The 26,522-nt window shown below is 54.3% G+C and carries 23 protein-coding genes; 11 read left to right on the top strand and 12 right to left on the bottom strand.

The genetic code is table 11. The features are described from left to right. Window positions 1-104 precede the first annotated feature (104 nt). Together N5098_RS16025 and N5098_RS16020 are read right to left on the bottom strand one after the other, a co-directional pair. On the bottom strand, window positions 105-1,076 hold the full coding sequence (locus N5098_RS16025; RefSeq protein WP_267638855.1) for a formyltetrahydrofolate deformylase: 972 nt from the start codon (window positions 1,074-1,076) through the stop codon (window positions 105-107). A gap of 107 nt (window positions 1,077-1,183) precedes the next feature. Next, entirely contained in the window at window positions 1,184-1,585 is a 402-nt protein-coding gene (locus N5098_RS16020; protein ID WP_267638854.1) for a universal stress protein, read from the bottom strand. A 144-nt stretch (window positions 1,586-1,729) separates the two neighbouring features. On the opposite strand from N5098_RS16020, the gene N5098_RS16015 reads away from it, so the two are divergent. Next, entirely contained in the window at window positions 1,730-4,384 is a 2,655-nt protein-coding gene (locus N5098_RS16015) for an efflux RND transporter permease subunit (protein ID WP_267638853.1), read from the top strand. A 254-nt stretch (window positions 4,385-4,638) separates the two neighbouring features. On the opposite strand, the gene N5098_RS16010 is transcribed toward N5098_RS16015, so the two are convergent. The 4 genes from N5098_RS16010 to N5098_RS15995 all read right to left on the bottom strand — a co-directional run bounded on the left by N5098_RS16010 (window position 4,639) and on the right by N5098_RS15995 (window position 9,172). Then, the gene (locus N5098_RS16010) at window positions 4,639-4,956 is read right to left on the bottom strand and encodes an ASCH domain-containing protein (protein ID WP_267638852.1); all 318 of its coding nucleotides are present in this window, start codon (window positions 4,954-4,956) and stop codon (window positions 4,639-4,641) included. A 109-nt stretch (window positions 4,957-5,065) separates the two neighbouring features. Continuing rightward, a complete protein-coding gene (locus N5098_RS16005) occupies window positions 5,066-6,370 on the bottom strand; it encodes an outer membrane protein assembly factor BamB family protein (protein ID WP_267638851.1) in 1,305 nt (434 codons plus the stop codon). Beyond that, the gene (locus N5098_RS16000) at window positions 6,367-6,915 is read right to left on the bottom strand and encodes a GNAT family N-acetyltransferase (RefSeq protein WP_267638850.1); all 549 of its coding nucleotides are present in this window, start codon (window positions 6,913-6,915) and stop codon (window positions 6,367-6,369) included. Before N5098_RS16000 ends, N5098_RS16005 begins: the two co-directional genes overlap by 4 nt. A gap of 61 nt (window positions 6,916-6,976) precedes the next feature. Then, window positions 6,977-9,172: a CocE/NonD family hydrolase gene (locus N5098_RS15995; RefSeq protein WP_267638849.1), complete on the bottom strand. Its 2,196-nt coding sequence runs from the start codon at window positions 9,170-9,172 to the stop codon at window positions 6,977-6,979. Between the two features lie 151 nt (window positions 9,173-9,323). Here N5098_RS15995 and N5098_RS15990 point away from each other — a divergent pair, with 151 nt between their 5' ends. Together N5098_RS15990 and N5098_RS15985 are read left to right on the top strand one after the other, a co-directional pair. Beyond that, window positions 9,324-9,584 (top strand): hypothetical protein, encoded by a 261-nt coding sequence (locus N5098_RS15990; protein ID WP_267638848.1) that lies wholly within the window; start codon window positions 9,324-9,326, stop codon window positions 9,582-9,584. After that, window positions 9,574-9,789 (top strand): hypothetical protein, encoded by a 216-nt coding sequence (locus tag N5098_RS15985; RefSeq protein WP_267638847.1) that lies wholly within the window; start codon window positions 9,574-9,576, stop codon window positions 9,787-9,789. The genes N5098_RS15990 and N5098_RS15985 overlap by 11 nt, the downstream gene beginning before the upstream one ends. A 67-nt stretch (window positions 9,790-9,856) precedes the next feature. On the opposite strand, the gene N5098_RS15980 is transcribed toward N5098_RS15985, so the two are convergent. Then, entirely contained in the window at window positions 9,857-11,278 is a 1,422-nt protein-coding gene (locus N5098_RS15980; protein ID WP_267638846.1) for a signal recognition particle protein Srp54, read from the bottom strand. Window positions 11,279-11,396: 118 nt separating this feature from the next. Here N5098_RS15980 and N5098_RS15975 point away from each other — a divergent pair, with 118 nt between their 5' ends. The 5 genes from N5098_RS15975 to glmM all read left to right on the top strand — a co-directional run bounded on the left by N5098_RS15975 (window position 11,397) and on the right by glmM (window position 17,933). Next, window positions 11,397-11,954, top strand: a complete 558-nt coding sequence (locus tag N5098_RS15975; protein ID WP_267638845.1) for a tRNA (cytidine(56)-2'-O)-methyltransferase — start codon at window positions 11,397-11,399, stop codon at window positions 11,952-11,954. 96 nt (window positions 11,955-12,050) lie between these two features. Further along, on the top strand, window positions 12,051-14,909 hold the full coding sequence (locus N5098_RS15970) for a bacterio-opsin activator domain-containing protein (protein WP_267638844.1): 2,859 nt from the start codon (window positions 12,051-12,053) through the stop codon (window positions 14,907-14,909). Between the two features lie 49 nt (window positions 14,910-14,958). Further along, on the top strand, window positions 14,959-15,276 hold the full coding sequence (locus tag N5098_RS15965) for a cupin domain-containing protein (protein ID WP_267638843.1): 318 nt from the start codon (window positions 14,959-14,961) through the stop codon (window positions 15,274-15,276). Between the two features lie 206 nt (window positions 15,277-15,482). Continuing rightward, window positions 15,483-16,568, top strand: a complete 1,086-nt coding sequence (locus N5098_RS15960) for an actin-like salactin (protein WP_267638842.1) — start codon at window positions 15,483-15,485, stop codon at window positions 16,566-16,568. A gap of 24 nt (window positions 16,569-16,592) precedes the next feature. Continuing rightward, a complete protein-coding gene (gene glmM, locus N5098_RS15955; protein WP_267638841.1) occupies window positions 16,593-17,933 on the top strand; it encodes a phosphoglucosamine mutase in 1,341 nt (446 codons plus the stop codon). Window positions 17,934-17,952: 19 nt separating this feature from the next. Here glmM and N5098_RS17735 read toward each other — a convergent pair whose 3' ends face one another. The 3 genes from N5098_RS17735 to N5098_RS15945 all read right to left on the bottom strand — a co-directional run bounded on the left by N5098_RS17735 (window position 17,953) and on the right by N5098_RS15945 (window position 21,081). Beyond that, window positions 17,953-18,111 carry a DUF7563 family protein gene (locus tag N5098_RS17735; RefSeq protein WP_438267334.1) on the bottom strand — a complete coding sequence of 53 codons (159 nt, stop codon included), beginning with the start codon at window positions 18,109-18,111 and terminating at the stop codon, window positions 17,953-17,955. A gap of 88 nt (window positions 18,112-18,199) precedes the next feature. Then, window positions 18,200-18,784: a DUF7090 family protein gene (locus N5098_RS15950; protein ID WP_267638840.1), complete on the bottom strand. Its 585-nt coding sequence runs from the start codon at window positions 18,782-18,784 to the stop codon at window positions 18,200-18,202. Window positions 18,785-18,831: 47 nt separating this feature from the next. Next, a complete protein-coding gene (locus tag N5098_RS15945; RefSeq protein WP_267638839.1) occupies window positions 18,832-21,081 on the bottom strand; it encodes a restriction endonuclease in 2,250 nt (749 codons plus the stop codon). Between the two features lie 238 nt (window positions 21,082-21,319). Between N5098_RS15945 and N5098_RS15940 the strand changes: the two genes are divergently transcribed. The 3 genes from N5098_RS15940 to nucS all read left to right on the top strand — a co-directional run bounded on the left by N5098_RS15940 (window position 21,320) and on the right by nucS (window position 23,012). Next, complete coding sequence (locus N5098_RS15940; protein WP_267638838.1) at window positions 21,320-21,490, top strand: DUF7535 family protein; 171 nt, start codon at window positions 21,320-21,322, stop codon at window positions 21,488-21,490. Between the two features lie 143 nt (window positions 21,491-21,633). Continuing rightward, window positions 21,634-22,137, top strand: coding sequence for a hypothetical protein (locus tag N5098_RS15935; protein ID WP_267638837.1), 504 nt, complete (start codon window positions 21,634-21,636; stop codon window positions 22,135-22,137). Window positions 22,138-22,298: 161 nt separating this feature from the next. After that, a complete protein-coding gene (gene nucS, locus N5098_RS15930; protein WP_303651956.1) occupies window positions 22,299-23,012 on the top strand; it encodes an endonuclease NucS in 714 nt (237 codons plus the stop codon). 6 nt (window positions 23,013-23,018) lie between these two features. On the opposite strand, the gene N5098_RS15925 is transcribed toward nucS, so the two are convergent. After that, entirely contained in the window at window positions 23,019-23,693 is a 675-nt protein-coding gene (locus N5098_RS15925) for a hypothetical protein (RefSeq protein WP_267638835.1), read from the bottom strand. A gap of 70 nt (window positions 23,694-23,763) precedes the next feature. Then, on the bottom strand, window positions 23,764-26,514 hold the full coding sequence (mutS, locus tag N5098_RS15920; RefSeq protein WP_267638834.1) for a DNA mismatch repair protein MutS: 2,751 nt from the start codon (window positions 26,512-26,514) through the stop codon (window positions 23,764-23,766). Window positions 26,515-26,522: the final 8 nt, after the last annotated feature.

The following is a 26,522-nucleotide window of genomic DNA, read 5'->3' as shown; positions in this document are numbered from 1 at the left end:
CCTCTCGGCCTTCCACGGGTCGGAACCCTCTGCCAGCAACAGCGAAACTTAGCTGGTATTCCCATGCCGGGAAGCCGCGCCGTTCACGGCGCGGAGGATGTCACTTAGTCGTCCTCTGCAAGTTCACCTGACTCGGCTACTACATCACCCAGTCCGTCAAGTGGTCGGTCAGGGTTTGCGTCGTCGAGTTCGGCTGGCGATCCAAGCTGTACATCGTCGCCTGCAGTTTCTCGCAGCTTTGTCCGGCCGCGATGCACTGCTACGTCGTCATTCAGATGGAGCTGTATCGCTTCCAGTAACGCATCGGCCTCAAGCGGCTGTCCCAGCCGTTTTAGATCCTCGACTTCGCCATCTGGCGGAACATTGAACGCTCGCTGTGTGATGACTGGTCCTTGGTCGAGGTCAGTCGTTACGTAGTGGGCAGTCACCCCAGCGATTCGGACCCCGGCCTCAAGTGCTTGGAGATATGCCTCCGCACCAGGGAACGCAGGCAAGAGCGACGGATGAATGTTGATAATCCTGCTCTCGTACCGAAAGACCACATCTGGGCTCAAAATTCGCATGTACCGGGCGAGAACAATCAGGTCCGTATCGTACTCCCCGAGCAACTCAAGGAGTTTCTCTTCGTCAGCATTCCCGTTTTCATCGCCGATGTCATGGAATGGCACGTCGTATTTGCTTGCCAACGGTTCGAGGTCGCTGTGGTTGCCGATTATAACACTCACATCTGCCCCAAGTTCGCCGCTGGCCCATGCCTCGAAGATGGCTTCGAGACAGTGTGATTCCTTGGTTACGAGTACTGCTATCTGCTGTGTGTCACGGTCGGCAGGGAACCGTACTTGGATATCGACACCGAGGTCGTCCCCAAGCTCTGTCAGGTCCGTCCGTAGCTTTTTTTCGGTGCAGACCATCTCTGACGTATCGACCCGCATCGTCATGCGGAACACGTCCTCACGGACAGCCTGATCGAGGTCCTCGATGTTGACTGAGCGCTCAAACAGCAGCGATGTTACGTTCGCAATGAGTCCGGTATCGTCCTCACCGACGACAGTAATCTCGGTTAACTCCCGGCTCATCTATGCCACCTCTCTACGCCTGTCATACTCCTATGGACATGAGTAGAACGTGTTAAAGCTTGGTTTTCGAGACCACGGTAACGGGTTCTCACCCGCGGTGGACCTGCTTACCGAACGATATTGACCGGAGTCTCCGCTCGTCGGACAACAGTCTCAGCTACGCTTCCCAACAACACTCGTTTCACACCGGACAGGCCACGACTACCCATTACTATCTGGTCGATATCTTCCGTATTGGCATAGTCGACGATTTCGTCCGCTGGCCGTCCATTTCTTGTCACAAACGTTGGGTGTTTTTGGCCTGTCTCCCGTTCGAGAACCGCCGTTTCAATTTTCTCACTCCGCTTGACCGCCTCGGCCGTATCTTCACTGGGTTCGTAATCTCCCTCAAGCGGGTTAATGACATAAAGTGCAGTTACTGCTGTTTCATCGTGTTCCTCGACGGCAAAATCGAAGGCATCCCAGGAGTGGTCGGAGCCGTCGACCGGCACGAGTACGTGTTTTGGCATATGTGTATAACGTGAACAATAAACATGAAATTTCGGGTATCTCAGTGAGACACAACGAGAGACTGACGCGTTTATCTGTGTCAAACGATTAACTAGCCTATTCAATGAGCCATACACCTTGGATGGCTGTCTGGAGGAAACAGTATGAGTAATTTGGTCAACCGGTTAGGAGATTTCCTGACTACATATACTAAATCAATAATCCTGGTCATGCTGGTGGTTACGGTTCTTATCGGCGCCGGCATGGCTCAAGTAGAGCAACAATCTCAGACCGAGCAGTTCGAGACAGATTCACCGGCTGCGGACGCACAATCCTATATCGAGGAGAACTTCACGCTCGATGAGGGTAGTAACGAAGCAATTGTCCAAGTCATTCAGCGTGGAGACAACGTACTCAGCAAAGAATCGCTACTAGAATCACTTTCGCTACAACAAGAAATACGAGAGCGCGAGAGCATTAGCACCACGTTCGTCGACGACCGACCTGTCTTTGGCTACGCGAACGTCATCGCTAACGCAGCCCTTAGCTCCCAGCAAGAAAGCAGTGATGCTAACGCTGGGCCACCGACACTGACTGAACAACAAGCCGCAATCGAGTCGCTCGACAAGTCCCAACTCGAAGGACTCATCCAGCGCGTCCTCGGTGAAGACGGGAGCGAACGAGCTCGCGCGTTCATGCCCGCCTCGTACCAGCCTGGGAATACGACGGCTGAATCCGGAAGTACAGTTATCCGTCAAAAGCTGGATATCGAAGTCCAAGACCCGAACTCGTTCCCTGAAGAGCTCACTACCGCACAGCTTGAAATCCGGGACCTCGCACAGGACCGGGATTCCGATTTCTCGCTGTTCGGGTTTGGCCTTCTCAACGAGGAAATAAACCAGTCACTTGGTGATAGTGGCGCGATTGTTGGTCCATTTGCCTTGCTTTTCGTTGTGGTCGCATTGACCGTTGCCTACCGTGACCTGCTTGACATCATCTTAGGTGTTGTTGGTATCTTCGGCGTCCTCGTCTGGACGTTCGGATTCATGGGATGGGCCGGTGTTGCATTCAATCAGCTGCTGCTCTCAGTGCCCATCCTGCTAATTGGGTTATCAATCGACTACGCAATACACGTCTTCATGCGTCACCGTGAACAGCGTATCGAAGGTGATGACTCGCTTAGCGTTCGAAATTCGATGTCATTTGCCCTTGCCGGTGTCGGTGCAGCACTTGTCTGGGTGACCGCAACGGCAGCAATCGGGTTCTTGGCAAACTTGACAAGTCCGATTGGCCCGCTACAGGATTTCGGTATCGTGTCCGCCTTCGGTGTCTTTGCGGCACTGTTTATTTTCGGCGCACTTATTCCGGCGCTGAAAATTGAGATTGATGGCTTCCTCGAAGCTCGCGGGATTGACCGGAAGAAACGCGCCTTCGGGACCGGTGGTTCGATATTCTCCGGGCTGTTGAGTAGCGGCGTCACAGCGGCGCGCCGCTTCCCAGTCGTGGTTATCGTGTTGGCGCTGTTGTTGTCAGTCGGTGGTGCCTACGGGGCGTCACAGGTCAATACAAGTTTCGATGAGACTGACTTCCTCGCTGACAGCCCGCCAGAGTGGACAGAGAGTCTCCCCGGTCCGATGGCCCCCGGAACGTACCAGATTACAGACGATCTTGACTATATCGGTCAAAACTATCAGCAAGAGGATAACGAAGCTGAAGTGCTGATACGGGGTGACGTTACGAACGAGAAGACACTCCAATGGCTTGATGAAACCCGATCGTCGGTTAGCGACCTCGAAACGGTCTTTGTCGGACCAAACGGTCCTGCAGTAACTTCGCCCCTATCTGTGATGGAGCGAACTGCCGCTCAAGGGGCCCAAGCAGCACAAATTCCGGAAGATGAACGAACACAACGGCAGGCTGCACTCGCTGGATTTGCAACGCTCTACCAGCAGTCGACTGGCGAAGACGGTGTTCCCAACCAGAATGTCGAGAAGTTGTTCACCCGCTTGCTCGAAGTTAACCCACAGGCAGCACAGTTTGTTTATCAAGCTGACGGTGAAACAAAGGCAATCCGACTCCAGTTCGGTGTCACCGGCGATGCCCGTATCGGCGATATCGCTGAAGACAACCGGAATGTCGCAAGCAGTATTGAGGGAGTCAGCTCCGGAGGGTTGAGTTCAACCCCCGCAGGAGACCAGGTTGTCTTCGACAAGGTACAAAAAGACCTACTCGACACAGTCATTCAGGGACTCGTCATAACCCTCGTTGCAGTGTTTATCTTCCTCTCAATCGCCTACCGGTTGACAGGTAATCCTGCATCGCTTGGAGTCGTCACTCTTGTTCCGGTGGCACTTGCTGTGACTTGGATTCTGGGTTCGATGTGGCTGCTTGACATTCCGTTCAACACGCTTACGGGAACAATTACGTCATTGACAGTCGGACTTGGCATCGCCTACAGCATTCACATCAGTTCACGGTATGAACTAGAACTCAGACGGCAGGGCGATGTCTGGAAAGCATTGGATACGACAGTGACGGGAACAGGCGGTGCACTGCTTGGCAGCGCAGCGACCACCGTTGGCGGGTTTGGGACACTGGCCTTTGCCATTCTCCCGATTCTCCAGCAGTTCGGTATCATCACGGGGTTAACGATTATCTACGCCTTCTTGGCCAGCGTTCTCGTGCTTCCGTCCATGCTGGTCCTCTGGACGCGATATCTCGGTCCATCGGGATACTTCCCGGATTCCGACGTTGAGCCGCCCGAAGAATCAACTCCGAGTAGCGAGGACCAACCCGCAACGGACGCACAGACGGAGTAGTCCTCACTACGTTATTTTTTGACGACCGGCCAAGACTCGCACTCACTCTCAACTGTCGTGATGGGACTCTCTGACTCGGCCAATCCCATTACAGCAAAGAGACAGTGTGACGGTATCTGTCACTGTGAATCCGAACTTTCTTCATTATATCTGTAGGGAATCCAGCCACTGAGTAAACACACTACGGCCCTACAGTATCGGGCAACACAATCAGCGGCAAAAACGAGTGGAGATAAGTTGACCGTTTAGCTCTGTTACTCTTTGTGTTCGACGCGATGGCGAATGACATCGGCATCTTCGTCCCACTCGAAGTTTCCTCCATGGGCACGCTGCATACGCTTTTTGTAGGCCGCTAAGTCGTCTGACCCTTCTCGTCGTGCATCTTCGTCGGTCATCTCGCCGAGCGTTCGTTCAGTGATATCGACGACCTCGAACGTTTTGCCATCGAGCGTGAACGTATCGCCTTCCTCAGCGTACTGGTTTCCTCGATGAATTTGTGTCATCTCGCCGCTCGCAATGGCATTTTGTGTCCGCTCGTTGGGGAATATCTCGGCTGGATCCACTTCTGTCATGTCTATACCTTCGAGTCCGCAAGGAAGAAAGGATGGGTAGCGGATAGAACCACATCATCTGACAGTGCCTCTCACACGCTCAGCAGGTGACTGCGTTGCTCTTTGCGGACTATTTACTTTCAACGAGCTTGTAGGCACCACCGTCGGCGTCACCAGCCTCTGGGTTCGGTGCGCGCTCTGCGTAATAAATTGCGCCGTCGAGAACGAGTGGAGTACTCGTCACGACCCCGTCATGGTCGACATGCCAGACCTCCTCACCGGTTTCAGTTTCGAGAGCGTACAGCGTCTGGTCTTTCGACCCGAAGACAATGCGGTTCTGACAGACCGTGGGACATCCGGTCAGGGGCCGATCAGTTTCGAACCGCCAGCGTTCCTTACCAGTCTGTGCATCAAGTGCATAGAGATACCCGTCATGGCTGCCGGCGTAGATTTCGTCCCGGGTGGGATCGACGGCCGGACCGACCATCGAAAGCGAACCAGTCTCGAACGACCACTCTTCAGTCCCGCTTTCGAGATCGACGCGATAGATATTTCGGTCCCATGAGCCGAAAAACGCAGCACCGTCGTATGCTAGAATTGGCTCCTTAATCTCGCCATCAGTTTCGTTTTGTGGCTCTGTCTCGAATGTCCATTTGAATTCAAGTGAGGGATACTCCCAGCCATAGAGCATTCCGTCGTTTGACCCAAGTGCCATCATCCCGGCCTCTGGGTCGATTGCTGGTGTCGAATGCGGATGGTCGGTCGGTCGCCCCTTCTCATCTTCCCAGAGAACATCCCCTGAACCAGGGTCAACCGCAAATATACTCCCCTCTGGGTCAGCATACTCCACGGCGATGTAAACCGCGTTCCCATCATACGTTGGGCTCCCACCAATTGAGCCACCAAGTTTTGTTTCCCACTGTTTCGTGCCTGATTTGGCATCGAAAGCGTACAGGATGCCATCGTACGCGCCGATGAACACGGTTCCCTCTGCAACCACCGGCGTGCCGTGAACTCCCCTGCCGACCATGTCGGTTTCCTGCTCCCAGAGAACATCTCCATCCGAAGAGAGCGCAGTCACGTATCCAGTATCCCCCGGAAACACAATCGCGTCATCTGTAAGGGGAACTGCGCTTGCCTTTGCAGCCGAGTGGTCTCCGGTGTTGTGCTCGGGAATACGCCAATCAATTTCGACGGAATCAGGAACTGTCTCGTTCGGGTAGTAACCCCAGTTTTCGAGTGAGCCACGAAACTGACTGACATCTGTAAGGAGTGTCTGTTCGTACGGGCCGACCAGCGTTTCGCTGCTTTCTGGCCGATCAAAGTCAACATCGCCACCACCGAAGCCGGAGACTGGTGCCTGACAGCCAGCAGTGGCACCGACAGTACCTGCAGTGACCGCCAGTAGTTTCCGGCGTGAAAGTGTCCGTCTCATGCTTTGTTCCATTCTTCACGAAGCAGGCCATAGACGACACCGTCACGATACTCACCGTCGATGAATGCGTCCTTGCGGAGTCGCCCTTCTTGTGTGAACCCCAGTGTTTCTAGCAACCCACGGGACTGCTGGTTGTGGTCGAATGCGTTTGCCCGAACTGCTGGTGTGTCGTAACTCTTGAACGTGTACTCGACGAGCAGCGACGCCGCTTCTTTTCCGTAACCGTTCCCGTGTACTTCCGGGAACAGCCAGAGACCGAGAAACGGAGTTCGTCCCCACTCCTTTAGCACAGCAATGCCAATCTGGCGAACCTTCTGGCCATCGACGGGACTTTGTTTTCCATCATCGTTGGTACAAATCAAAAACTGCTCTACATCTTCGGATTCAAAGACCGATTCAAGCTGGTCTCGGTTGCGTGCCTTCGGATTGCCTGTCAGGTGTCGCAACTCGGGGTTGGCCCCACCGCGTTGCCAGACGGGAAAATCCTCGCGTTCGAACACGCGGAGAGTTACACTGTCACCGCATTTGACGATTGCACCGGGCATAGCTTCCCAGACACCTGCCGACAAAATGTACGTTGTGGTCTCTAGTGTGTTCCCCTCTGTGCTATTGACGCTCGCGGAACCGACGTTTCAGTACGTAACCCAGCGCACCAACTCCTGAAACAGCACTAACCACCCCAAAACCGGCACCGTTATCGTCAACTTTCTGTGACTCGGCGGTTCTCTCACTGTCTGTGGCGGTATCGGTCGTTGGAGTTGCTTCGTCCAATGACTCTGTCTTAGTCGCCTCTGTTGGTGTTTCTGTCGGGGTGGTCTCTGTCTCTGCTGGCGTTTCATTCGTTGACTCCTCACTCCCAGCGTCGCCATCGCTTTCCTGTTCTCCGGGGTACGTGTACGTCACACCGTAGGGCTCTGGCACAGTTTCACCTGACAGGGCAGCCTTGAAAGCAGCCGTCCCCCCGACAATTGGAACATCGATGAGGCTCTCGGAAAGAGTAATTGTCAACTCTGGAGAACTCGGTGGTCGTTTCGTGACGGTATAATCGCTCGAAAACACCATAACGCCGAGGCGGTGTCCCTGTTCAAAGACGTGCTCTGCCGGCTCTGTGGGAAATGTAACGGTATACTCTGTGCCAGGGTCGATGCGACGAGAGTGTTCGAGTGTTTCACGATTTTGTAGATTCATCCATCCGCGGGTGACGATTTCAGCCTCATCTGGGCCAAAGTCCACGAGACCAACGCTCAGAAGGGCAGCAGGTGAGTCAACCGACAGCGTTAGCTGCGGTTCGATTTGCCCACTCACACGAACGGGACCGTCGAGTGTTTCAGTGCGGTACACTAGTCGATTCTCCTGCGATTCTGCCTCAAGAAGCTGTGTGGGTGGCTGTGTCGAGTCGTCAACAAGAGTCTCGGTTCCTGGTTCCGATGGGACTGTCGTCATAAGCTGGCCGTCATTCTCTCCGTTTGGATGCAATCGTAACGGTACCGTTTCACTCCGTTCGGACGGCCAGTCGGCTGCTTCAGTTAACGTCTTATCGGGGCGTTCGACGAGCGCTGTTGGGCGTTCCATCACACCGTTGTCTTTGTCTTTAAGCCAGTACCCGAACCACTTTTTGAGTAGCTCGACCCATGGCTTTTCTTTGTTCTCGTGTTCTCGTGGGTCATCATGGCCGCCCTGATGAACCCACACTTTGTATGGCACGTCTTCGTCTCTTAACACGTCGAGCCATTTGGTGAGTTGCCGAGGGCGGGTATTCGTATCAGAGATACCGTGGACGGCGAGGACGCTCGCGTTTATCTGGTTATCACCAGTGGTATAATCTCGCTCAGCCCAGAAGTCGTTGTAGTTGCCAGTCTTCCTGTCCAGTTTCTTTGTCATCTCGTCAATGCTGGTATCACAGGACTCGCTGTCAGTCCGTGTCGTCACAAACGCGGCTAACATTGTGAGAGGATTCGCACTGGACGCTGTTGTTTGGCCTCCCGAGATGACGGCTCCGTTCGAACGGACGTAACTATACCAGCTTGATATCGAGCGAATCGGAACGATTGTCTCTAACCCGTCGACGCCAGTCGCTGCAACACCGTTTGCTAGTGTACCGCGGTACGAGCCACCGAACATCCCCGTTGTTCCCGTTGTCCACGCGGCGTCGACTGGCTTGCCACCAGAGCGGGAATCGTATGCTTTTCGCCGTCCGTTTAGCCAGTCGATGACTGCTTTGATGCTTGCAATTTCAGGCTTACCACCCAGAGAACTACAGCCTGTCGAGAGTCCAGTTCCAAGAGGAGAAGCATACGCGAAAATATATCCCTCGGGCAACAATGCCTTCTCGTAGTAGTACGACCGGTCGAACACCTGACCGGGAACGACACCAATAGTATTGGTGTTTCCTTGTGTGGACACACTCGCATCTGGGCGGTACAGCTCGACTTCCATTGTCGAGTTCACCTTAGACTGATAGTTTGGATAGTCCGGAGAGAGGTCGGCACGGTCGTTGTCTGGTACAGCGTATGGGTCTGCCCGTACCAACACCGGTAGCGGCTCTGCTGACTGTGGCCGTGCGATACTGACGTGGGTTCGGTCCAACTCACCGGTATTGTCGGTATCTGTGTCCGTTTCGACCCAGACACTCTCGCGGACAACAGTGGTGTCATCGTACTCCGGAGGGTTCGCATCTGCACCGCGACTAACCTCTGCCTGAACGAGGCCAAGCGTCGTTGCGGTTACCCCTGTCACACCCGATTTGAGGACCTGTCGTCGTGTGAAGGGCGTACTGTTTTGGGTTTGTGGGGACTGTCTCATGTGTAGATACACTGAACTCTGTTCAATAAATATACGGGTCAGGAAACAACTCCTTTCGTATTTGACAATCTCAAACCCCGTAACTGCATAACTGTCGTCCAGCACCCGTTTGTACACCCTAATTTAAGTTAGTGTAGTCCTACATCAAGACATGGCTATTGGCCCACCAAAAACACTGGCTGACTTTGGCACCCGCTCAATAGTGACTCACGCAATCATGATATTGGGATTCATTGGCGCAGTCGCCTCTGCGCTATTTGTCGAGGGAGATGTCGGGATGGTCTCGTTTGTAGCCTTTGTCAACTTTACCTCCGGTATGTGGATTTGTCAATCGATTCACTCTCTCGGTAACACTGCTGCTGGCGTTGAGTACGATGGCGTCTTAAACGAGGTCCTTCAATATGTCAGGTGACGGTATTGATGTCGGGCGTTTAGCTCGGACAATGGTTCTCATTATGTTCGTGACTGCAGTATTCATCCTGCTTGGCGCTGAGCGGCTTTCGGGGACTGTGTTCCGTGTGGGTATCGGTGCAATTGGTGCTGTTGCGTTCATTACGGCGATTACGTCGTTTCTCATCGCGGCTGGGCAGTACTACGATAAGGGAAACCCTACTTGAATCCGGGTCGTCTCCTCCTGAGTGAAAGATAAGCGGCCAACTGCTACGTTGATGTGAACTGCACTGATTAGTTGAACGGGTTGCCGCCACCGCCGCCGCCGCCACCACCCATACCGCCCATGCCGCCCATGCCACCGGGACCGCCTCCTTGCTGCATCTGTTGCATCATCCGCTCCATATCGGCGTCGCCCATCCCCTGGAACTGCTGGAGGGTCTGGTCCATCATCTTATGTTGCTGAAGCAACTCTTGTATCCGCTCTTCTGGTTTTCCAGAGCCTCGGGCGATTCGTTTCGTTCGGTTCGCACCGATGATGCGGGGATTCTCAAGTTCTTCATCGGTCATCGAGTCCATGATAATATCGAAATCACGCATCCGCTCTTCGGTCATATCCATTGCGTTGTCAGGCAACTGGTCCATGAGTCCCCCGCCCATGCCGGGAATCATGTCCATTACCTGGTCAAGCGGCCCCATCCGATTCATTGCATCCATCTGCTTTTTCATATCCCGGAGCGTAAAGCTCCCTTCAAGCATATTCTCTGGGTCCCAGTCCTCGTCTTCTTCTTGGGCCTCCTCCATTGCGCGCTCAACGCGTTCAGCCAACTGGTCGATGTCCCCCATCCCCAGCAGCCGCGAGACGAAACTCGAGGACTCGAAGCGCTCGATGTCTTTGACCGTTTCTCCCGTTCCGAGGAAGGCAATCGTCGAGTCAGTCTCGTTGACCGCAGCGAGTGCACCGCCACCTTTTGCAGTCCCGTCAAGTTTCGTAATTGCGACACCATCGATACCGATTGACTCCTCAAACTCTTGGGCTTGGTCCCTTGCGCTTTGGCCCATCGCAGCGTCCAGCACCAACAGGTTCCGGTCGGGGTTGACTGCGGTTGCGATACGCTCAATCTGGTCAATAAGCGCCTCATTCAGGCCGTCTCGGCCTGCGGTGTCGACGATACGAACATCTGCATCAGCGGTTGCTTCTAGGCCGTCAGTTGCGATTTTGACTGGGTCGTCTTCATCAGGGTCTCCGTAGAAGTCGACCTCGGCGTTTCCGGCCATCTGTTTTGCCTGGTCGTACGCGCCAGGACGGTCGGTATCTGTCTGGATAACGGCTGGTCGAAGCCCCTTTTTCGAGAACCACCAAGCCATTTTCGCGGCTGTCGTGGTCTTCCCTGAGCCGTACAATCCGGCCAGCATAATCGTCTGTTCCTCAAGTGGCAACTCTGTCGAGTCGCCGAGTAACTCGACAAGTTCTTCGTAGACGATACGGAGAACCCAGTCACGTGCCGAAGTTCCTGCTGGTGGCTCTTCGTCCAACGCACGAGTTTTGATGCTGTCTGAAAGCTCTTGAACAAGGCTAATATCAACATCAGCCTGAATGAGCGAGCGCTGTATCTCCTTGACGACACCGTCGACATCCTCCTCTGAAATACGGGATTTTCCGCGGAGGTTGTCAAGCGTTCCCCGGAGTGAACTCCCAAGATCGTCGAGTACCATTTGTCTGCTGATAGGAGGCCGGGTGGGTAAAGCCTTTTTCTCGTAGGCGAACGTTTGTGTTTCAAGCGACAGAGAGAACAGGGCCGTTATAAGACTGCACACCGCAGTTGTGCGTACAATGCAGGGTACGCCCGAAGTCGCGGTACTGAGACTCGGTCATAGGGCCGGCCGCGATGAGCGAACGACTACACACGTCGGTCTCACGGCACGCGCACTTGGCGCTGACCGCGCTGTTCTCGCGGGTGCGGGCGGAAGCCGTAGCGAAACAATCGAAGACATTACTAATCGGTTCGGTGGCCCCTTCTCGGTCGAAGTCACCGATGAGCCACAGGCCTACGTCAAAGACTGGGATGGGACTATAGTCCATCTTACGATGTATGGGTTACCGATACAGGAACTCGAAGCCGAAGTTCGACAGGCGGTCGGGACTACCGAGCAAGGCAAACAACGGGGGTCTGACCTGTTGATTGTCGTCGGTGCAGAGAAAGTTTCATTCGAGCTGTACGAACAGGCCGACTACAACGTAGCTATCACCAACCAGCCACATTCCGAGATTGCCTCACTCGCTGTCTTTCTCGACCGGTTGTTCGACGGATCGGAACTTGACCGGGAATGGGTTGACGCTGAGCAGACTGTTTTGCCCCGTCAAGAAGGAAAACAGGTCGAAGAGCGGTAACAAGTTCTGGAGACCCACTTGTCGCAGAATCTGTGCCGTCTCGTCCTCTGGAGGGAGTCTTTATACCGTATGATGCCTACCTAGTTAGTATTAGGAATGAGTCTGGACAGCGAGATAGTACCCGATATCGGTCGCGATATTCTTCAGCACGTTTCCGACGGCGTGGTGCTCTGTGACGACGAGCTAACTGTCACGTATCTCAACAAGGCTGCCATAGCGTTGCTTGGGGCAGCGGACACACAGCCACACGGCTGTCCCCTATCTGAACTGCCGTCCGGTGGCGCTCTGCTGGCCGACCAGGTTCGCCGGCTCGACGGGACGGGAACCGAAATCCAGTTTGAGGAGCCCGATGCTGATATCGCCGGGACTGTACGACAACTGGAGGATGGAACACTGTTGCTTTTAGAACGCAGCACAGAACAGGGTGAGACGACTGGTAGCGACGATACCGTGTTGCAGGAACTCCACGATATTGCTTCGGATCTGGACCTGTCTCGCGAAGAGAAAATCACGCAAATGCTGTCTGTTACAACTGACCATCTTGGTGTCGAATACGGGTTCATCACCCGGATTCAAGACGATACCCAAGAAATTCTCTACAGCGTCGGTGACCATCCACAGTTGGCCGACGGTGTGACTGCTCCTCTTTCGGAGACTTACTGTCAGTATACGCTCGAAGATGGGGAGACAAATACGATCACGACGCCGACTGGTGACAGTGCCGAAAGCGAGGCCGCATACGAACGGTTTGGGTTCCACTGTTATCTCGGTGTGGTCCTGTCTGTTGACGATGAAGAGTACGGGACAGTCTGTTTCGCTGACGACGAGCCTCTCAAAAACGGGTTCGGCGAACACGCACAGACTGTCGGAGAAATGTTGGGTGACTGGCTCACACTCATGCTTGAACGCCAGACGTACGAGCAGGAACTCGAACAACAGCAGGCCTTTATCGAGAGCCAATTAAACAGTCTTCCCGACATCGTCTATGCGTTTGATGTCGATGGACAACCTATCCAATGGAACGACAGCCTCGAAACGGTCACGGGGTACGACACCGAGGAGGTCGCACAGATGAAGCCGACAGACTTCGTTATCGAGTCTGATACAGAGTTGATAACTAATTCAATTGACGCTGTGCTTACCGACCAGAGCCACTCTGTCGAGACGACACTTGAAACGAAAGACGATACCCGTATTCCATACGAGTTTGCCAATGCACCACTGTACGATGAGGTCGGCGAAATTGTTGGTGTAACTGGGGTCGGGCGTGACATCACCGAACAGGCTACACAACAGGAGCGACTTTCGGGGATTCTAAACACGACTCGCTCGCTGATGCAGGCCCGTGACAGACAGCACGTTGGGGAACTGGCCGCCAGCGCTGCGACAGAGTTGCTCGACGAGGAGATTGCCGTCTTCCGGTTGTACGATAGCGATGCAGGGACTCTAGAAGCGATTGCGTCCTCAGAAGGAGGTCAAGGCGTGATTGGTGAGCGCCCGACCTATGATGTCGGCGAAGGGTATCCCGGAACTGTCTTTGGCTCCGGGGAGCCCACTATTGTCTCTGACCTTACTGACGCCGAGAACGAGTTCGAATACGGGGATGCTCGGTCTGCAATGTATTATCCTGTTGGTGTCCACGGCACGATTACCGTCGCATCGACAGAACCGGGCGCGTTCGACGAGATGGACCAGGACGTTCTTGGACTGCTGGCGACGAGTGCGGCTGCTGCGTGCATGCGTGCAAAGCGTATGCAGGAAGTCAGAGAGGCCCGCGAGCAGTCCGACCGGCTAATTGAGCGTGTTAATGGGTTGGTCGAGAACACGGTTGAGGTGCTTGTCCAGGCCCGGACCCGCGACGAACTGGAAAGCAGTGTTGTCTCGGAGTTGGCGACCACTGACCCGTACGCGTACGCTTGGGTAGGACAGCCTGATGTGACAAGTCAAGAATTAGTCCCGACAGCTTGGGAAGGCGATGCATCGCTTCCAATCCAGGCTCGCTCGTTTGACCTCTCGAATGAGACGGAACCGGTTGCCAGAGCCTATCATGAGAGAGAAACACAGGTACTTACCGAGATGGATGAAGTGTACGGACCGCTGTCGGATATCATCGCCAGAAGCGATATCGAAGCAATACTTCTCATCCCGATAGTCTACAAGGATGCCACCTACGGCGTCCTCTCTGTTTGTGCGAGGGATTCTGCAGTGTTCGACGAACGCGAACGGATTATCCTTGATGCACTTGGTCAGGCGGTGGCAAACGCAATCAATGCTGTCGAGCGCGGGCGTATCCTCGATGCGACCGAAATTATTGAACTAGAGTTTGCAGTTGACAGTCCCGACCTCCTGTTCAACCGCCTGGCAGCGTCGACTGATAGCCGGGTCGAAGTTGTCGGCACTGATTACCGCTCCGATGGCGCAGTGCGACTCTATCTCTCTGCGGAGGATGTTGACCCAGCGGAGCTATCTGAGCGTGCAAAAACTGACCAAGAAATCATTGAAACGACAGCAATTGTTGAACACGAAGACGAGTGTCTTCTTGAACTGGTCGTTGAGGAGTCACTACTGGCGATGCTTGCCGAGTATGGTGCAGTCACACGCGAGGTGGTTGCCGATGGCGCTGGTGCTCGGTTCACAGTAGAACTGTCAGCAGAAGCAGAGGCACGCGAGTTGTTCGAACTGGTCGAGCAACGCTACCCCGGAACGGACTTACTGGGCTATCACGAACGCGAGCGGGCCGTCGAAACGAGACAGGACTTCAAAGCTGCACTCAGTGACCGCCTCACGGACAGACAAGAAACTGCCCTCCGAACCGCGTATCTCGGTGGCTTCTTTGATTGGCCACGAGAGATAGACGGAAACGAACTCGCCGAAGCGATGGATATTGCCCGCCCGACGTACCACCAACATCTCCGTGCCGCGCAGGGAAAAGTGTTCGAAGAACTGTTCGACTAAGTCCAGTTTGGCCCCGGATTTTTTCATTCCAGTAACCCAACAATGGTGTATGTCTCACGACATGACCACGTACGACGAGGTCGAACCACTCGCCCCAGGAATGCACTTCCTCCGTGACGAACTTGACTGTGATAATCTGGGCTTGACAGTCCTCGATGCTGAAGCGGGTTGGGAGGGCAAAGAGCATGACCATGCTGAGGACGGTGAGGAAGAAGTCTACCTGCTCGTCGATGGGTCAGGAACGTTAACAGTCGACGGAAAGCAGGTTGGACTCGATGCCGGTGACGCTGTTCGTGTTGACCCCGGCGCAACCAGGCGACTCACCTTTGATCAAGAAAGTACGATGGTAATTGCTGGCGCACCCTGATTAAGTACGGAGCTCCAAACCGCCATTCAGACACTTCTCGTCTTTCTAGCACGTTTCGATACTAGTACAACTGTATTTCAATCTACAACAAAGAGCGTAGATTTTTAAGGACTTTTGTCTTGACAGACACGACGGGGTACGAACACATAGTTGAAAGTGATAGGTTTCGGTTGATATATACAGTGTGCGCGAGAAGGGAGCTACGTATGAGTTCACACGTCGACGCCGAAATCGAAGAGTTGTCGGCAGACGTCACTGTTGCCGACGATGACGCCGTCCCAGTCGGCGTCAAACTGGGAAGCACGCGAACAGTCATCGTTCACCCGACAGAGGAAGGGAACCTCAAGACAATACGAACCCTGACTTGTTTGGCACGCTACGAGGACGCCCTCACCGGAGAGGAGAAATACCTCTATGGAAACGAGGCTGCACGCGAGTATCCCGACCGCGTTGAGTTCATGCTCCGGTCCGGGTTGCCCGAAGATGAGGACCGCGCTGAACTGACACAGCAGTTTTTCGAGGCGGTCATCGACTCCTACGATATTCCTGAGGATAGTGCCGTTGTCTATGCAATTCCGACAATTGACAATCCTGCGGGACTAGAAAATCTTAGTAACGTTATCGAGAGTAGCTCCATCGGTGACCATCTCATCGAGAGCTATCCCGAGTCTCTCTGTGGGTCTATTCCGGCCTTTGGTGACGACCTGCAGGCTATCGAAGAGATCTTTCTTGCTGTCAACATGGGTTCGACCAACCTTGAGGCGTCGGCGTACCGCCGCGGTGAGCAAATTGCACCGTTTACCACTGGCGCTGTCACGGGCAACGAAGTCGACCGAATCATCGCAAACTACGTCGAAGAGGAGACACAAGGCCGGGTCAATATCGACGAGACACAGGCTCGTGAGTACAAGGAAGAACACGCTGACTTCGACGGATTTGAACCGTTTACCGATATTATCCAGCAGCCAGGCGGCGGAAGCCATGAGTTCACTATCGAGCGGTCGGTGATGGATGCGGCCAACGAGTACCTAGACGAGGCTGTCCAGAAATTCTCGAATACGTTCCTCTCACAGCTTGCAAACGACCACATGAAAATTTATCAGCTCGCTCTCGACCAGCCAATTGTCCTCACTGGTGGGATGGCATGTGTTCCGGGTATCGTTGAGCAGTTCGAGGAACGCGTGAGCGAGGAGTTGGGTCGCGATGTCAACGCTACCACTGCCGACCGACCCGACCTCGCGGCAACAGTTGGTGCCCATCGCATCGCGGCACGACTCGCTGATATCGAGTAACGAAAGCGATTCACCCTGCATAGAATGCCATCAGAGACCCAAAGCGACAATCCGGTGACGTTTGGAACAAGTGGTATCCGTGGCCCTGTCGGCGACGAAGTGACTGCTTCTGTAGCACTTGCTGTTGGCCGGGCCCTTGGCGTCGATACGACCCGCGTTGTTGTCGGGCGTGACCCACGAGAAAGTGGGAAAGCACTCGTTGACGCGCTTTCTGCAGGTCTCCGTGAGTCGGGGACCGATGTTGTCGATCTTGGACTAGCCGCGACCCCGACAATCGCCCGCGCCGTCTCTTGGGAGGATGCTGACGCGGGCGCGGCGGTAACTGCTTCTCACAATCCGGCACAAGATAACGGAATCAAACTCTGGCAACCCACGGGGCAAGCGTTTGATGCTGACCTGCGAGAAGCGATTGAGACGCGCATCGAACAGAGCCAGTCGGCTCTGGCTGACTGGGATGGGTTTGGTGACCGGATAGCACGTGACTATACAGAGACACACTGCGAGCAGATTGTCTCGGAGGTTACTGTTACTGAACCCCTCTCAGTCGTCGTTGACGTTGGTAACGGGGCTGGCGGTGTCACAGCCGACGCACTCGGTAAACTCGGCTGTGAACTTAACACACTCAATGCCCAACCCGACGGGACATTCCCCGGTCGTCCAAGCGAGCCAACAGCGGAACACTGCGAGGCACTTACTACACAGGTTGCATACAGCGATGCAGCGTTGGGTATTGCCCACGATGGTGACGCCGACCGGATGCGGGCTGTGACTGCTGACGGCGAATTTCTCTCGGGTGATGAATTACTTGCTATTCTCGCACGCGAGGCCGCCGAGCCGGGAGAACGTGTGGCTGTCCCAGTCGATACAAGTCTCGCAGTCGAGGACCACCTCGACGATGCTGGTATCGAAACGACTCGAACGCCTGTTGGCGATGTCTACGTTGCACAACGAGCCAGCGAGCCCGATGTCGGCTTTGGCGGTGAGCCAAGCGGCGCGTGGATTTGGCCAGACGCGACACTGTGCCCGGATGGTCCCCTTGCCGCCTGTAAGCTCGTCTCCCTTGCCGCGAACCGTCCGCTCGGTGACCGACGGGACGACATCGAGACCTATCCAATTCACCGCGACTCTATTGAAGTGAGCGACAAAGCTGCGACGATGACGGCAGTCCATGAGCGAGTTACTGAGCAGTACGACGACATATCGATGATGGACGGCGTCCGTGTCGATCGTGGCGATGGCTGGTTCCTGCTCAGGGCAAGTGGGACTCAACCACTCGTTCGAATTACAGCAGAAGCTCGTGACACCGAGAGGGCGAGCCAATTATTCGAGGAAGCTAGCACTATTCTCTCGAAGTCACTCGATTGAACGTCGAACGAAAAGACTGTTATCCGCGTCGGGTAGACCGGGCTTGTCTGACGCTCGCTCCATCACGTATCTTGTCCTCACACTGGGGGCAGACCCTGGGTTGGTCCACGCCATTTGGTGTGAATACACGCGCATAATCCGCCGTTACGAATGCACCGCAGTTCTGACATTCCGGCATACGTTTATCCATACGTGACTCAGCACTCTTAACTATTGGTGGTATGGTATTGTCACACGTTCGCACACAATCTGGCCTGTAAATGGGGTTAGTGGCCAAACTCCGAAGTTACGTTTCCGCTTTCGTCTAGTTCGATGACATTATCGAACTCGCCACGGAACTCGTCAATGACATCCTCTTCGTGAACACCGCGTGCAAGATGGAACAGGCCGACTGCATCGTGTCGTTCGAGTTGCTCCAGCAGTGATTTAACGGCTTCGAGCGTCTGTGTCTGGTCACCGTAGTATATCATCTCGGTTATCGAATCAATACTCACGCGCCGTTTCCCTTCGCTCTGTTCGAGAAAGTCCCGCGTTTCCTCAACAACGCTCTCGAGGTTTTCTGGCGCCGAAAGATAGCGGATATCATCGCTTTGTCGGCGAGTGTATCCGCGCTGGGTCGAGAGCGTATCAAGAATTGTTGCTTTCGACTCATCGACATCGTAGTGCTCTAGCTTCTGTTTTACCTCACGAGCGGTTGTTCGTGTCGAGACGACCAGTAATCGGTCAGTGTCTGTCTTGAGGAACTGTGTATCAATCCGGTCGGTTTCGGCAGTACTTGGATGGACGAGCAAGATACTGCTACCCGCAGGTACCGACTCTGGCGCAGTTTCGATTTCCAGCGAATACTCCATATGTCGAGGACCGGCTGGGACGACCTTAAGTATTGATGAGTGTTTTGCTACCCAGTAGCAAATCGGTCCAAACGGTCAACAAGGTCTTCGAATCTAAGTAATTGCGTCAGGTCCGACCTGCCCACGACAGCGAAATCTCGCTCCTCTGCGTCCTGTTTAACTTTTTCAGAGACTTCCGCAGTCGTAACAATTGTTGCTGACTCTGCTCCTTGGCTCTCTGCGAGTGCCATCCTGCAATCGACGACATCCTCAGTATCGACCGTATCCTGTGGTCTGTGGACAGTCCATATTCCGAGACGTTCCTCTCTTGGCCGCTCACGTAATGCAAGCACGTCAAATGCGGACGCTGCTTGGGCAGACTCCGGTACTGTTGACCAGCCTTGGGCCTCCCATAGCTCTGAGACAAGGGTCTTGAACTGCGCCTCTGAAAGCATTGCCAGTTTGGTCTCGACCGTACTGCTCTGTCCAGAGTGTGTCTCTTGTTTGTCTCCAACGTTGTGACTCGCATCGTTTGTCTCTGCTGCCCGGTCAGTTGAGCCCGTTGTTTGGGCGGGTTGGTTCAGCGTGGAATCGTCTGTGACACTGCCAGCATGCTCGTTTTCAGTCTTTTTCTCTTCGGTTTGTTTACTCGACCGAATCTGATCGAGAACTGACTTCCCAGAATTATCCGTTCCGGACGGAACACTTCCAGTCTCAGCCTCAGCCTCACTGGCGTGAGACTCGCTTTTTTCGGATTCGGTCTCTGTTTCGTCGGGATCTTGTTGGCTTGCAGTGGATTCCTCTGCCGGCAGCGCTGGGTCTGGTGACTCTAACTCGGTAACGAGTTCTGGGTTGTTCCGGTCGTGATTGTCCACTTCATCACGACCTGACGAACTCTGTTGTCCTTGGTCTGTTGAATCAGATTCATCGACCGCGCGTTGCTGGGAGTTACTCATACCGTCCGGGGCCGAAATGTCGACCGTATCGAGCGTCGAGTTCGTTGGAACCTCGTCGGGAACATCTCCCGACAACCGTTCCTCAACGGTTGCCATCGCGTCCCTAATTTGGTCCAGTTGCTCAGGACGAACCTCTTTTGCAAGCTCGTTTGCGTTCTGGAACTGGGTCTGGGCACGTCCATACACCTCCCGAGCTTGCTGGTCGTGACCACCAACTGCCAATCTGTCCCCCGATTCCAGCCATTGCTCCCCAGCGGCGAGATGGTCCTCAATCGCGTCGTCGGCAATACTGACCGTCTGGTCTCGAATAGTGTCTCTGTCGACAAGGAAATTACGGGTCTCTTTGCCCCAATCAAGAGTGAGCAGTTCTCTGTAGTTGTCTAACGCGCACTTCCAGGCAGTGGCGGCTTTCTCTGGGTCCGGTTCGTTGATAGCCCGTCGACGCTCTGTATCAGCATCGACGAGTGGACTTACACGGAGCAACTCTCGTTCCGTCGCTGCGCCTTTCAGCCGCATCCTGAGTACGTCGTCTGGTGGCGTCTGTCCGTGTGTCGAGAGGGCCCGCTGGTATGCCTTGATTGTCTCTTCAAACCGCCGTGCGGCGGACTCATACGACTCTTCTCGCCACTTTTGCTGTGCCCGCGCATGTGCCAGTGCTCCCTCGGCAGCAGACAGCTCCCGTCTGGTATCGACGAGTCGATTACTGATTTTCTCTGCCCGTGTTTTGACTCGTTGTTTTGCTGCTAGCCCCACTTCGCTAATATGAGTCTTTGCGTTCTCGATTTTGTCTTCAATGATATCTACTCGTTCACGAGCATCGTCGACATCACCCCGTTCAACGGCGTCTTTCACCGATTCAACCTGTTGTGCTGCCTCGTCTAACAACCGGTAGGAGTGTGTCCAGAGCTGTGCGAACTCGTCGACAGTGGTCGCAAACGGCTCGCTGTCGGTTTTGCTGGGAAATTCCCATCTCTCTCCGGAAAGAGTTGTAATGACGAGAACGCTCGTTCGAAATCTTTTCTCTTCTGTCTTTGCCTCGACAACATCCGAGAGTGGTACTTCCAGTTTGATATCGCCGTCTTGCTGCCCGACAACGACCAGAACGCGCAGGTCTGTTACGAGAGCCAGGGCCTGTAAATCATCGCTCGGTGTAATCTGGTCCGTGTCTGTGCCGTCCTGTATCTCGATGCCAGCGCTTTTGTTTCGGAGCGCGTATTTTGGTTTTTCCTCTTCATGAAGATAGCTTGCAAGAGGTGAAGTGGCTAAGATTTCGTCACCACCCAGTAATCCCCCGTTTACTGTTGTGCTTGTCAGTATATCTGTATTTTCTGCAGACTCCGTTAGGTTGATGAGACGTTCCATTCGCTTTCTTCACACGCATGTTTTTCCCCAATCTAAGTAAACGTTAGCCTCTTTTTTTTTTCAATGAAACAGTCCCGACCAGTAGTGAGATCTTGTGTAGAGGACCCAGTGAGCGCGACAGAGTTAGTAAATATCTCTGTTCGTTCACCTGAACAAACTGCTCTGTTGGTTCTCTTGTCTCACACTCTCGGACGAGGAGACGGTAACATACTTTGCGTTCCTAGAGTTATGCGTACGTATGACCGAGACAGTTACGTCACAGCGAGAGCCGACAAGCAAGGGCGGGATGGGAATTTTTGGCAAAGCGATGCTTCTTGGAATGGTCATTATACTGCTCCCATTACTTCCTATTTACCTCGTCCTCAAGCTTTATCGAATGATTACTGGCACTAGCGAACCACGGGCGTAGTGTCGACTCGACTCTCGGTAGCGTCCCAGTTCTTTTACCCGATGACGGGACCAGCATTCTTATGGGCCGAACAAAGGCTGAGAGAGTTGTCTGCCATCTGTATCTCTTCTTGGCTCTTGGCTGCTTTCGAGGGGTGAACACCCGTGGGTGAACGGGCGCTTGCGGCAGTCAAGGGACAAGATACGACACTCTGGTATTACTCTCAGTGGGGCGGTAGCGATGATGTCGTCCAAGATATGTTTTCGTCTACTTCTCCCGACGAGATACTTACAAATCTACATTGGCAGTTTCTTGGTCACGGTCCGCTCGAAAGTGCAAACAAGATAATCGATACACTGACCACCGAGATGTTCTATCTGATCTCCCCAGCACGCATCTTTGTTTGTGTGCCACTCTGGTTTGGTCTCGGTCTGTCTGATAGCTCTTTGCTCTCGGATAGTGGACTTCTCGTACCGATTTCTTCCACTGATTCGTTCAAAACAGTTCAGACAGCCCTGCACAATCTTAAGAGAGTACTCTTTGATGCAGTCACCGAGAAACAACTCCCGCTACGGGTTGCAACACAGTGTCTCAAGTACGTTTGTCGACTCCTGAGACAACAGCAATTCCAGTTCCACTGCATGGAAAATCTTTATATACGGTGGTAACCGACACCGATTCTTGGACTCTCTGTGGGTACAGTATCTACTGAGAACAAGGCGACGTGACTGTGTTCTGTTAGCAACGCTATTTTTCTGAAACGGGGGTGCCAAACAGTGTTCCTTTTATATTCAGGTTGCCTATCTTCTCTGTGAGCAACGGAGGGCCACTGACCGCGTACGAACCTAGCCACGAACAAGCTTGTGACCTCGTCGCGTCCGGATTGGAAAACAGTATGCTGATCAGCGTCTTGGGTCGCTGTCGCGTCGATTACGACGGCCGTGCATCGAGCACTCTTGACGCCGGTGACCGTCTGGTCGTTCTCAAGCCTGACGGGACGGTTCTCGTCCATACTGAAGAAGGACAACAGCCGGTGAACTGGCAACCACCAGGGTGCTCGCAGGAGGTTACGGTCACCGATACGCTCGAAATACGTAGCCATCGTGACACCCCTTCCGAAGAACTCACGGTCTCCTTCGAGTTTGTCGCTCACGCGGTTGCTTACGACGTGACCGACGATCAGAACCTCTCATTGCAGGGGACAGAAGCAGATATGCGGGAACGTATTCTTTCGGACCCCGAAATGCTCGAAGACGGCTTCGAGCCGCGGGCGACCGAGCGTGAAACCCCTGCTGGCGCGGTAGATATCTATGGAACCGACGCTGATGATAACGCTGTTGTCGTCGAACTCAAGCGGCGACGAGTCGGTCCTGACGCGGCCAGCCAACTCAATCGTTACGTCGAGGCGTTGAAACGCGACCTTCACGCCGAAAAAAGTGTCCGTGGCATTCTCGTTGCGCCATCCGTGACTGAACGAGCCCAACATTTACTAGATAAGTACGGACTCGCCTTTATCCCACTGCAACCGGTGACAGATAGCTAAGTCACATTAGCGGTCTGCTCTCCCAACAGCCTCGACCTGTTTTGCAATTGTGATGACCATCTCTCCTAGCTGCTCAAGCTCTCCTGGCGAGAGCATCGTAAATGGAATCTCGAACGTGACGTGTTCTCCTGTTATGGTACAGGTCCCTTCTGTCTCAATACTGAGTAACGCTGTCCGGACATCTGACGACAGGATACGATTCACATTCTGAGAACTGCCATCAATCACGAACTGCTCGTCGAATGAATCGTCACCGGTTGTGAGCCCATTCTCTGTCCCACTGTCTTTGACGTGCTCGAACTGCACAGTAAATGATGCGTCAACCTCCTGAACGGTGGTAGTGACTTCTGTGTGTGTCTGTGCAGTTAGCCCCGGAACGGTCGTCGACACCGTAACCGACCGCCCATCTACCAATGTCTCAAGGTCAGCGGCGTTTGGCCCAACCTGTTTGCTGAACGACGACTGCGCGACCATCTTGTTCCATTGTTGGCGCTCGCGGAATCCCAGAACACCCAGTCCAAGCAGCCAGACAACGCTAAGAACCAACGCCAAAATAAGCGGGGACGCTGGTACTCCGACCGCCCGGTCGAGAATAAACACCATCCCAACCAGTAAAAAGAGACTCAGAGACCAGAGTAGCTGTAATCGCTGAGTACCAGTGTACCGACGTCGATCGGCCATTGCTCTGATAAACTCGGCCCAAGAAGAAAAACCCAAGGACACCAGTCTGTCGAGCGATAAAACACCGTCCTCAAGATGAGTTCGACGGGTTGGGATCTGTGTTCCGTCTGTTCGTTTCAACCACCTGCTGTAGATTTGCGAGTTTATTCATCGCTTCGAGCGGCGTCATCGTCGCAATATCGGCCTCAATGAGTGCCTGCTGGAGATCTGCGTTGAGACGTTTTCCGTTTCCATCGTCTGTTGGCTCCTCGTCGTCAGCGCCATGGAGTGGCTGTTGTTTGGGCTCCGTTGTTGTAGACCCACTGTGGCCGTTTAGACTAGTCCGTCCAGCAGTTCCGTGGTGTTCGCTCGGTTCAGTCTCTGCCCTACCTGCCTGTTCGTCGAGAACCTCGCGTGCTCTGTCGACGACTGACTGATTAACACCGGCTGTCGCTGCCACTTCGACTCCGTAGGAAGCGTCTGCCGTCCCGCGTTCGACAGCGTGCTCGAAGGAGACACCATCTTCGTCCTGTTGTGTCCTGAAATAGCGATTGTGTGCGTTATCGAGACTCTCAGCGATGCCCGTCAGGTCGTGGTGGTGTGTCGCAAATAGTGTCAACGCTCCAATCTCGTCGTGCATCTGTTCTGTCACCGCTTGCGCAATCGCGAAGCCGTCGACAGTACTCGTTCCGCGCCCAACCTCATCGAGAAGAACCAGCGATTGGTCGGTTGCATGGTCGAGGATGTCCGCAAGCTCAGTCATCTCCATCATGAACGTTGACCGCCCACCAGCAATGTCATCGCTTGCACCGACCCGTGTAAAGAGACGATCTACAATCTGAAGTCGTGCTGACTCCGCTGGGACAAAGCTCCCTGCCTGTGCAAGTATCACGATGAGCGCAACCTGCCGCATATACGTTGACTTCCCGCTCATATTCGGCCCGGTTACAACGGCAATTTGATCATCGGAATCAAGCATGGTACCGTTTGGGACGAATGACTCCTCGGTGCGTTCCACAACTGGATGTCGACCATTTTCGATATGAATTCCGTCAACGGTGAGTGTCCCTTCAGCCGGACTGTCACTCGGAGCAGTGCCAACCACTGGACGGGTGTAATCATGTTCGGCTGCAACGGTTGCAAATGAGACGAGCACGTCGAGTTCGGCCAACGAATCAGCCACTGCCTGGATTCGCTCGGACTCGTCTGCGACCTCCGTGCGAACCGAACAGAATAGTTCGTACTCAAGCTCGTCAGCTCGCTGTTCGGCTCGGAGAATTTCGCCTTCTCGCTCCTTGAGTTCGGGCGTATAGTATCGTTCAGCGTTCTTCAGCGTCTGCCGGCGTTCGTAATCGTCCGGAACGCTGTCGAGATTAGTATCTGTCACCTCGATATAATAGCCGTGTACCGAGTTCTGCCCGACTTTCAGTGAGTCAATTCCCGTTCGCTCTCGTTCGCTGGCCTCGAGGTCATCAATCCATGACTTCCCGTCTTGCTCGGTTTCCCGAAGCCGTGCGAGGTCGTCGTTGTAGCTCGGCTTGATAATGCCTCCTGTCGTGATTTCTTTGTCCGGATTATCGCAGACAGACTGTTCGATGAGCGTCCGAACTTCATCGAGCGTATCAAGCTCGTCCCTGAGTGAGTTGAGCTTGCCACAACTCGATTCAGCAAGCTCTTGGCGGATACGTGGGACGACATCGAGGGTTGCCTTGAGCGAGCGAAGGTCACGCGCGTTGGCCCGGCCACGTGCGATGCGGGAAATCAACCGTTCGATATCGTACACTGTTCGCAGCTGGTCGTAAATCCCTTCCCGCATCGAAACGCTGTCGCGGAGTTCGCCAACCGCATCGTGGCGCTCAACAATTGCTTCCCGTTCGATAAGCGGGCGTCGCAGCCAGTCGTCTAGAGTCCGTCGCCCCGGTGCAGAGGCCGTCTTGTCGAGTACTGCCGCCAGTGTGTTACTCTCGTCGCCGTGGACGGTACGCCGCTCGAACAGCTCGAGACTTCGAACCGCGACAGCGTCCAATAGCATGTACTCATGCGGGTCATATCGCGTCAGGTGATTCAGGTAGTCAAGACGGTCGTCGACGCCGCCACGAACGTACTCCGCATACGAGAGCAATGCCCCACAAGCCCGGATTTCGGCCGTTGACGCGAGCAGACCCTCAACTGAACCAACGTACGACTCGACCAGTTCATGTGCTTGTTTTTCCTCGAAAGGGTCTTCGCCAAAACTGCTTACAGTACACCCGTCAGGCAACTGTGTCGCTGCCACATTCGGGCCAAGAATTGCCTCCGTCGGGTCGAACCGACCGAGTTCATCCCGTATGCCGTCGGCGTTCTCAACGCTGGTTGCATAGAAATCACCGGTCGAAACGTCCAGTACGGCCAGAGCGTGTACGTCGCCGGTCGCCAGCGCACCGACGTAGTTGTTGCGGTCACCGTCCAGCAGTTCGTCCTCAGTGAGCGTCCCCGGTGTGAGGATTCGTGTCACTGCCCTCTCGACTACGCCTGTCGTCTCCTCGGGGTCTTCAACTTGGTCGGCGACTGCTACCCGGTAGCCAGCTTCTAGCAGGCGCTCGACGTAGGACTCAGCGTTGTCGATAGGGAGGCCCGCCATCGCGTACTGACCGGTTGAGTCCTCGCGTTTCGTGAGTGTCACTTCACACTGGCGTGCAACTGTCTCAGCAGCCCCACAAAATGCCTCGTAGAAGTCACCAACCTGGAACAAAACGAGGGAGTCGTCGTACTGCGCACAGAGGTCGTAGTACTGGGCCATCATCGGCGTCAAATCTTCGCGTCGTTCCACCATCTTTTCGGGTGGACCCAGTGCCGTATCCATAGATGTGT

Origin of the sequence: Halovenus rubra (genome assembly GCF_026586665.1) — an archaeon.
Lineage (GTDB): Archaea > Halobacteriota > Halobacteria > Halobacteriales > Haloarculaceae > Halovenus > Halovenus rubra.
This window is presented reverse-complemented; position numbering and strand designations above follow the sequence as displayed.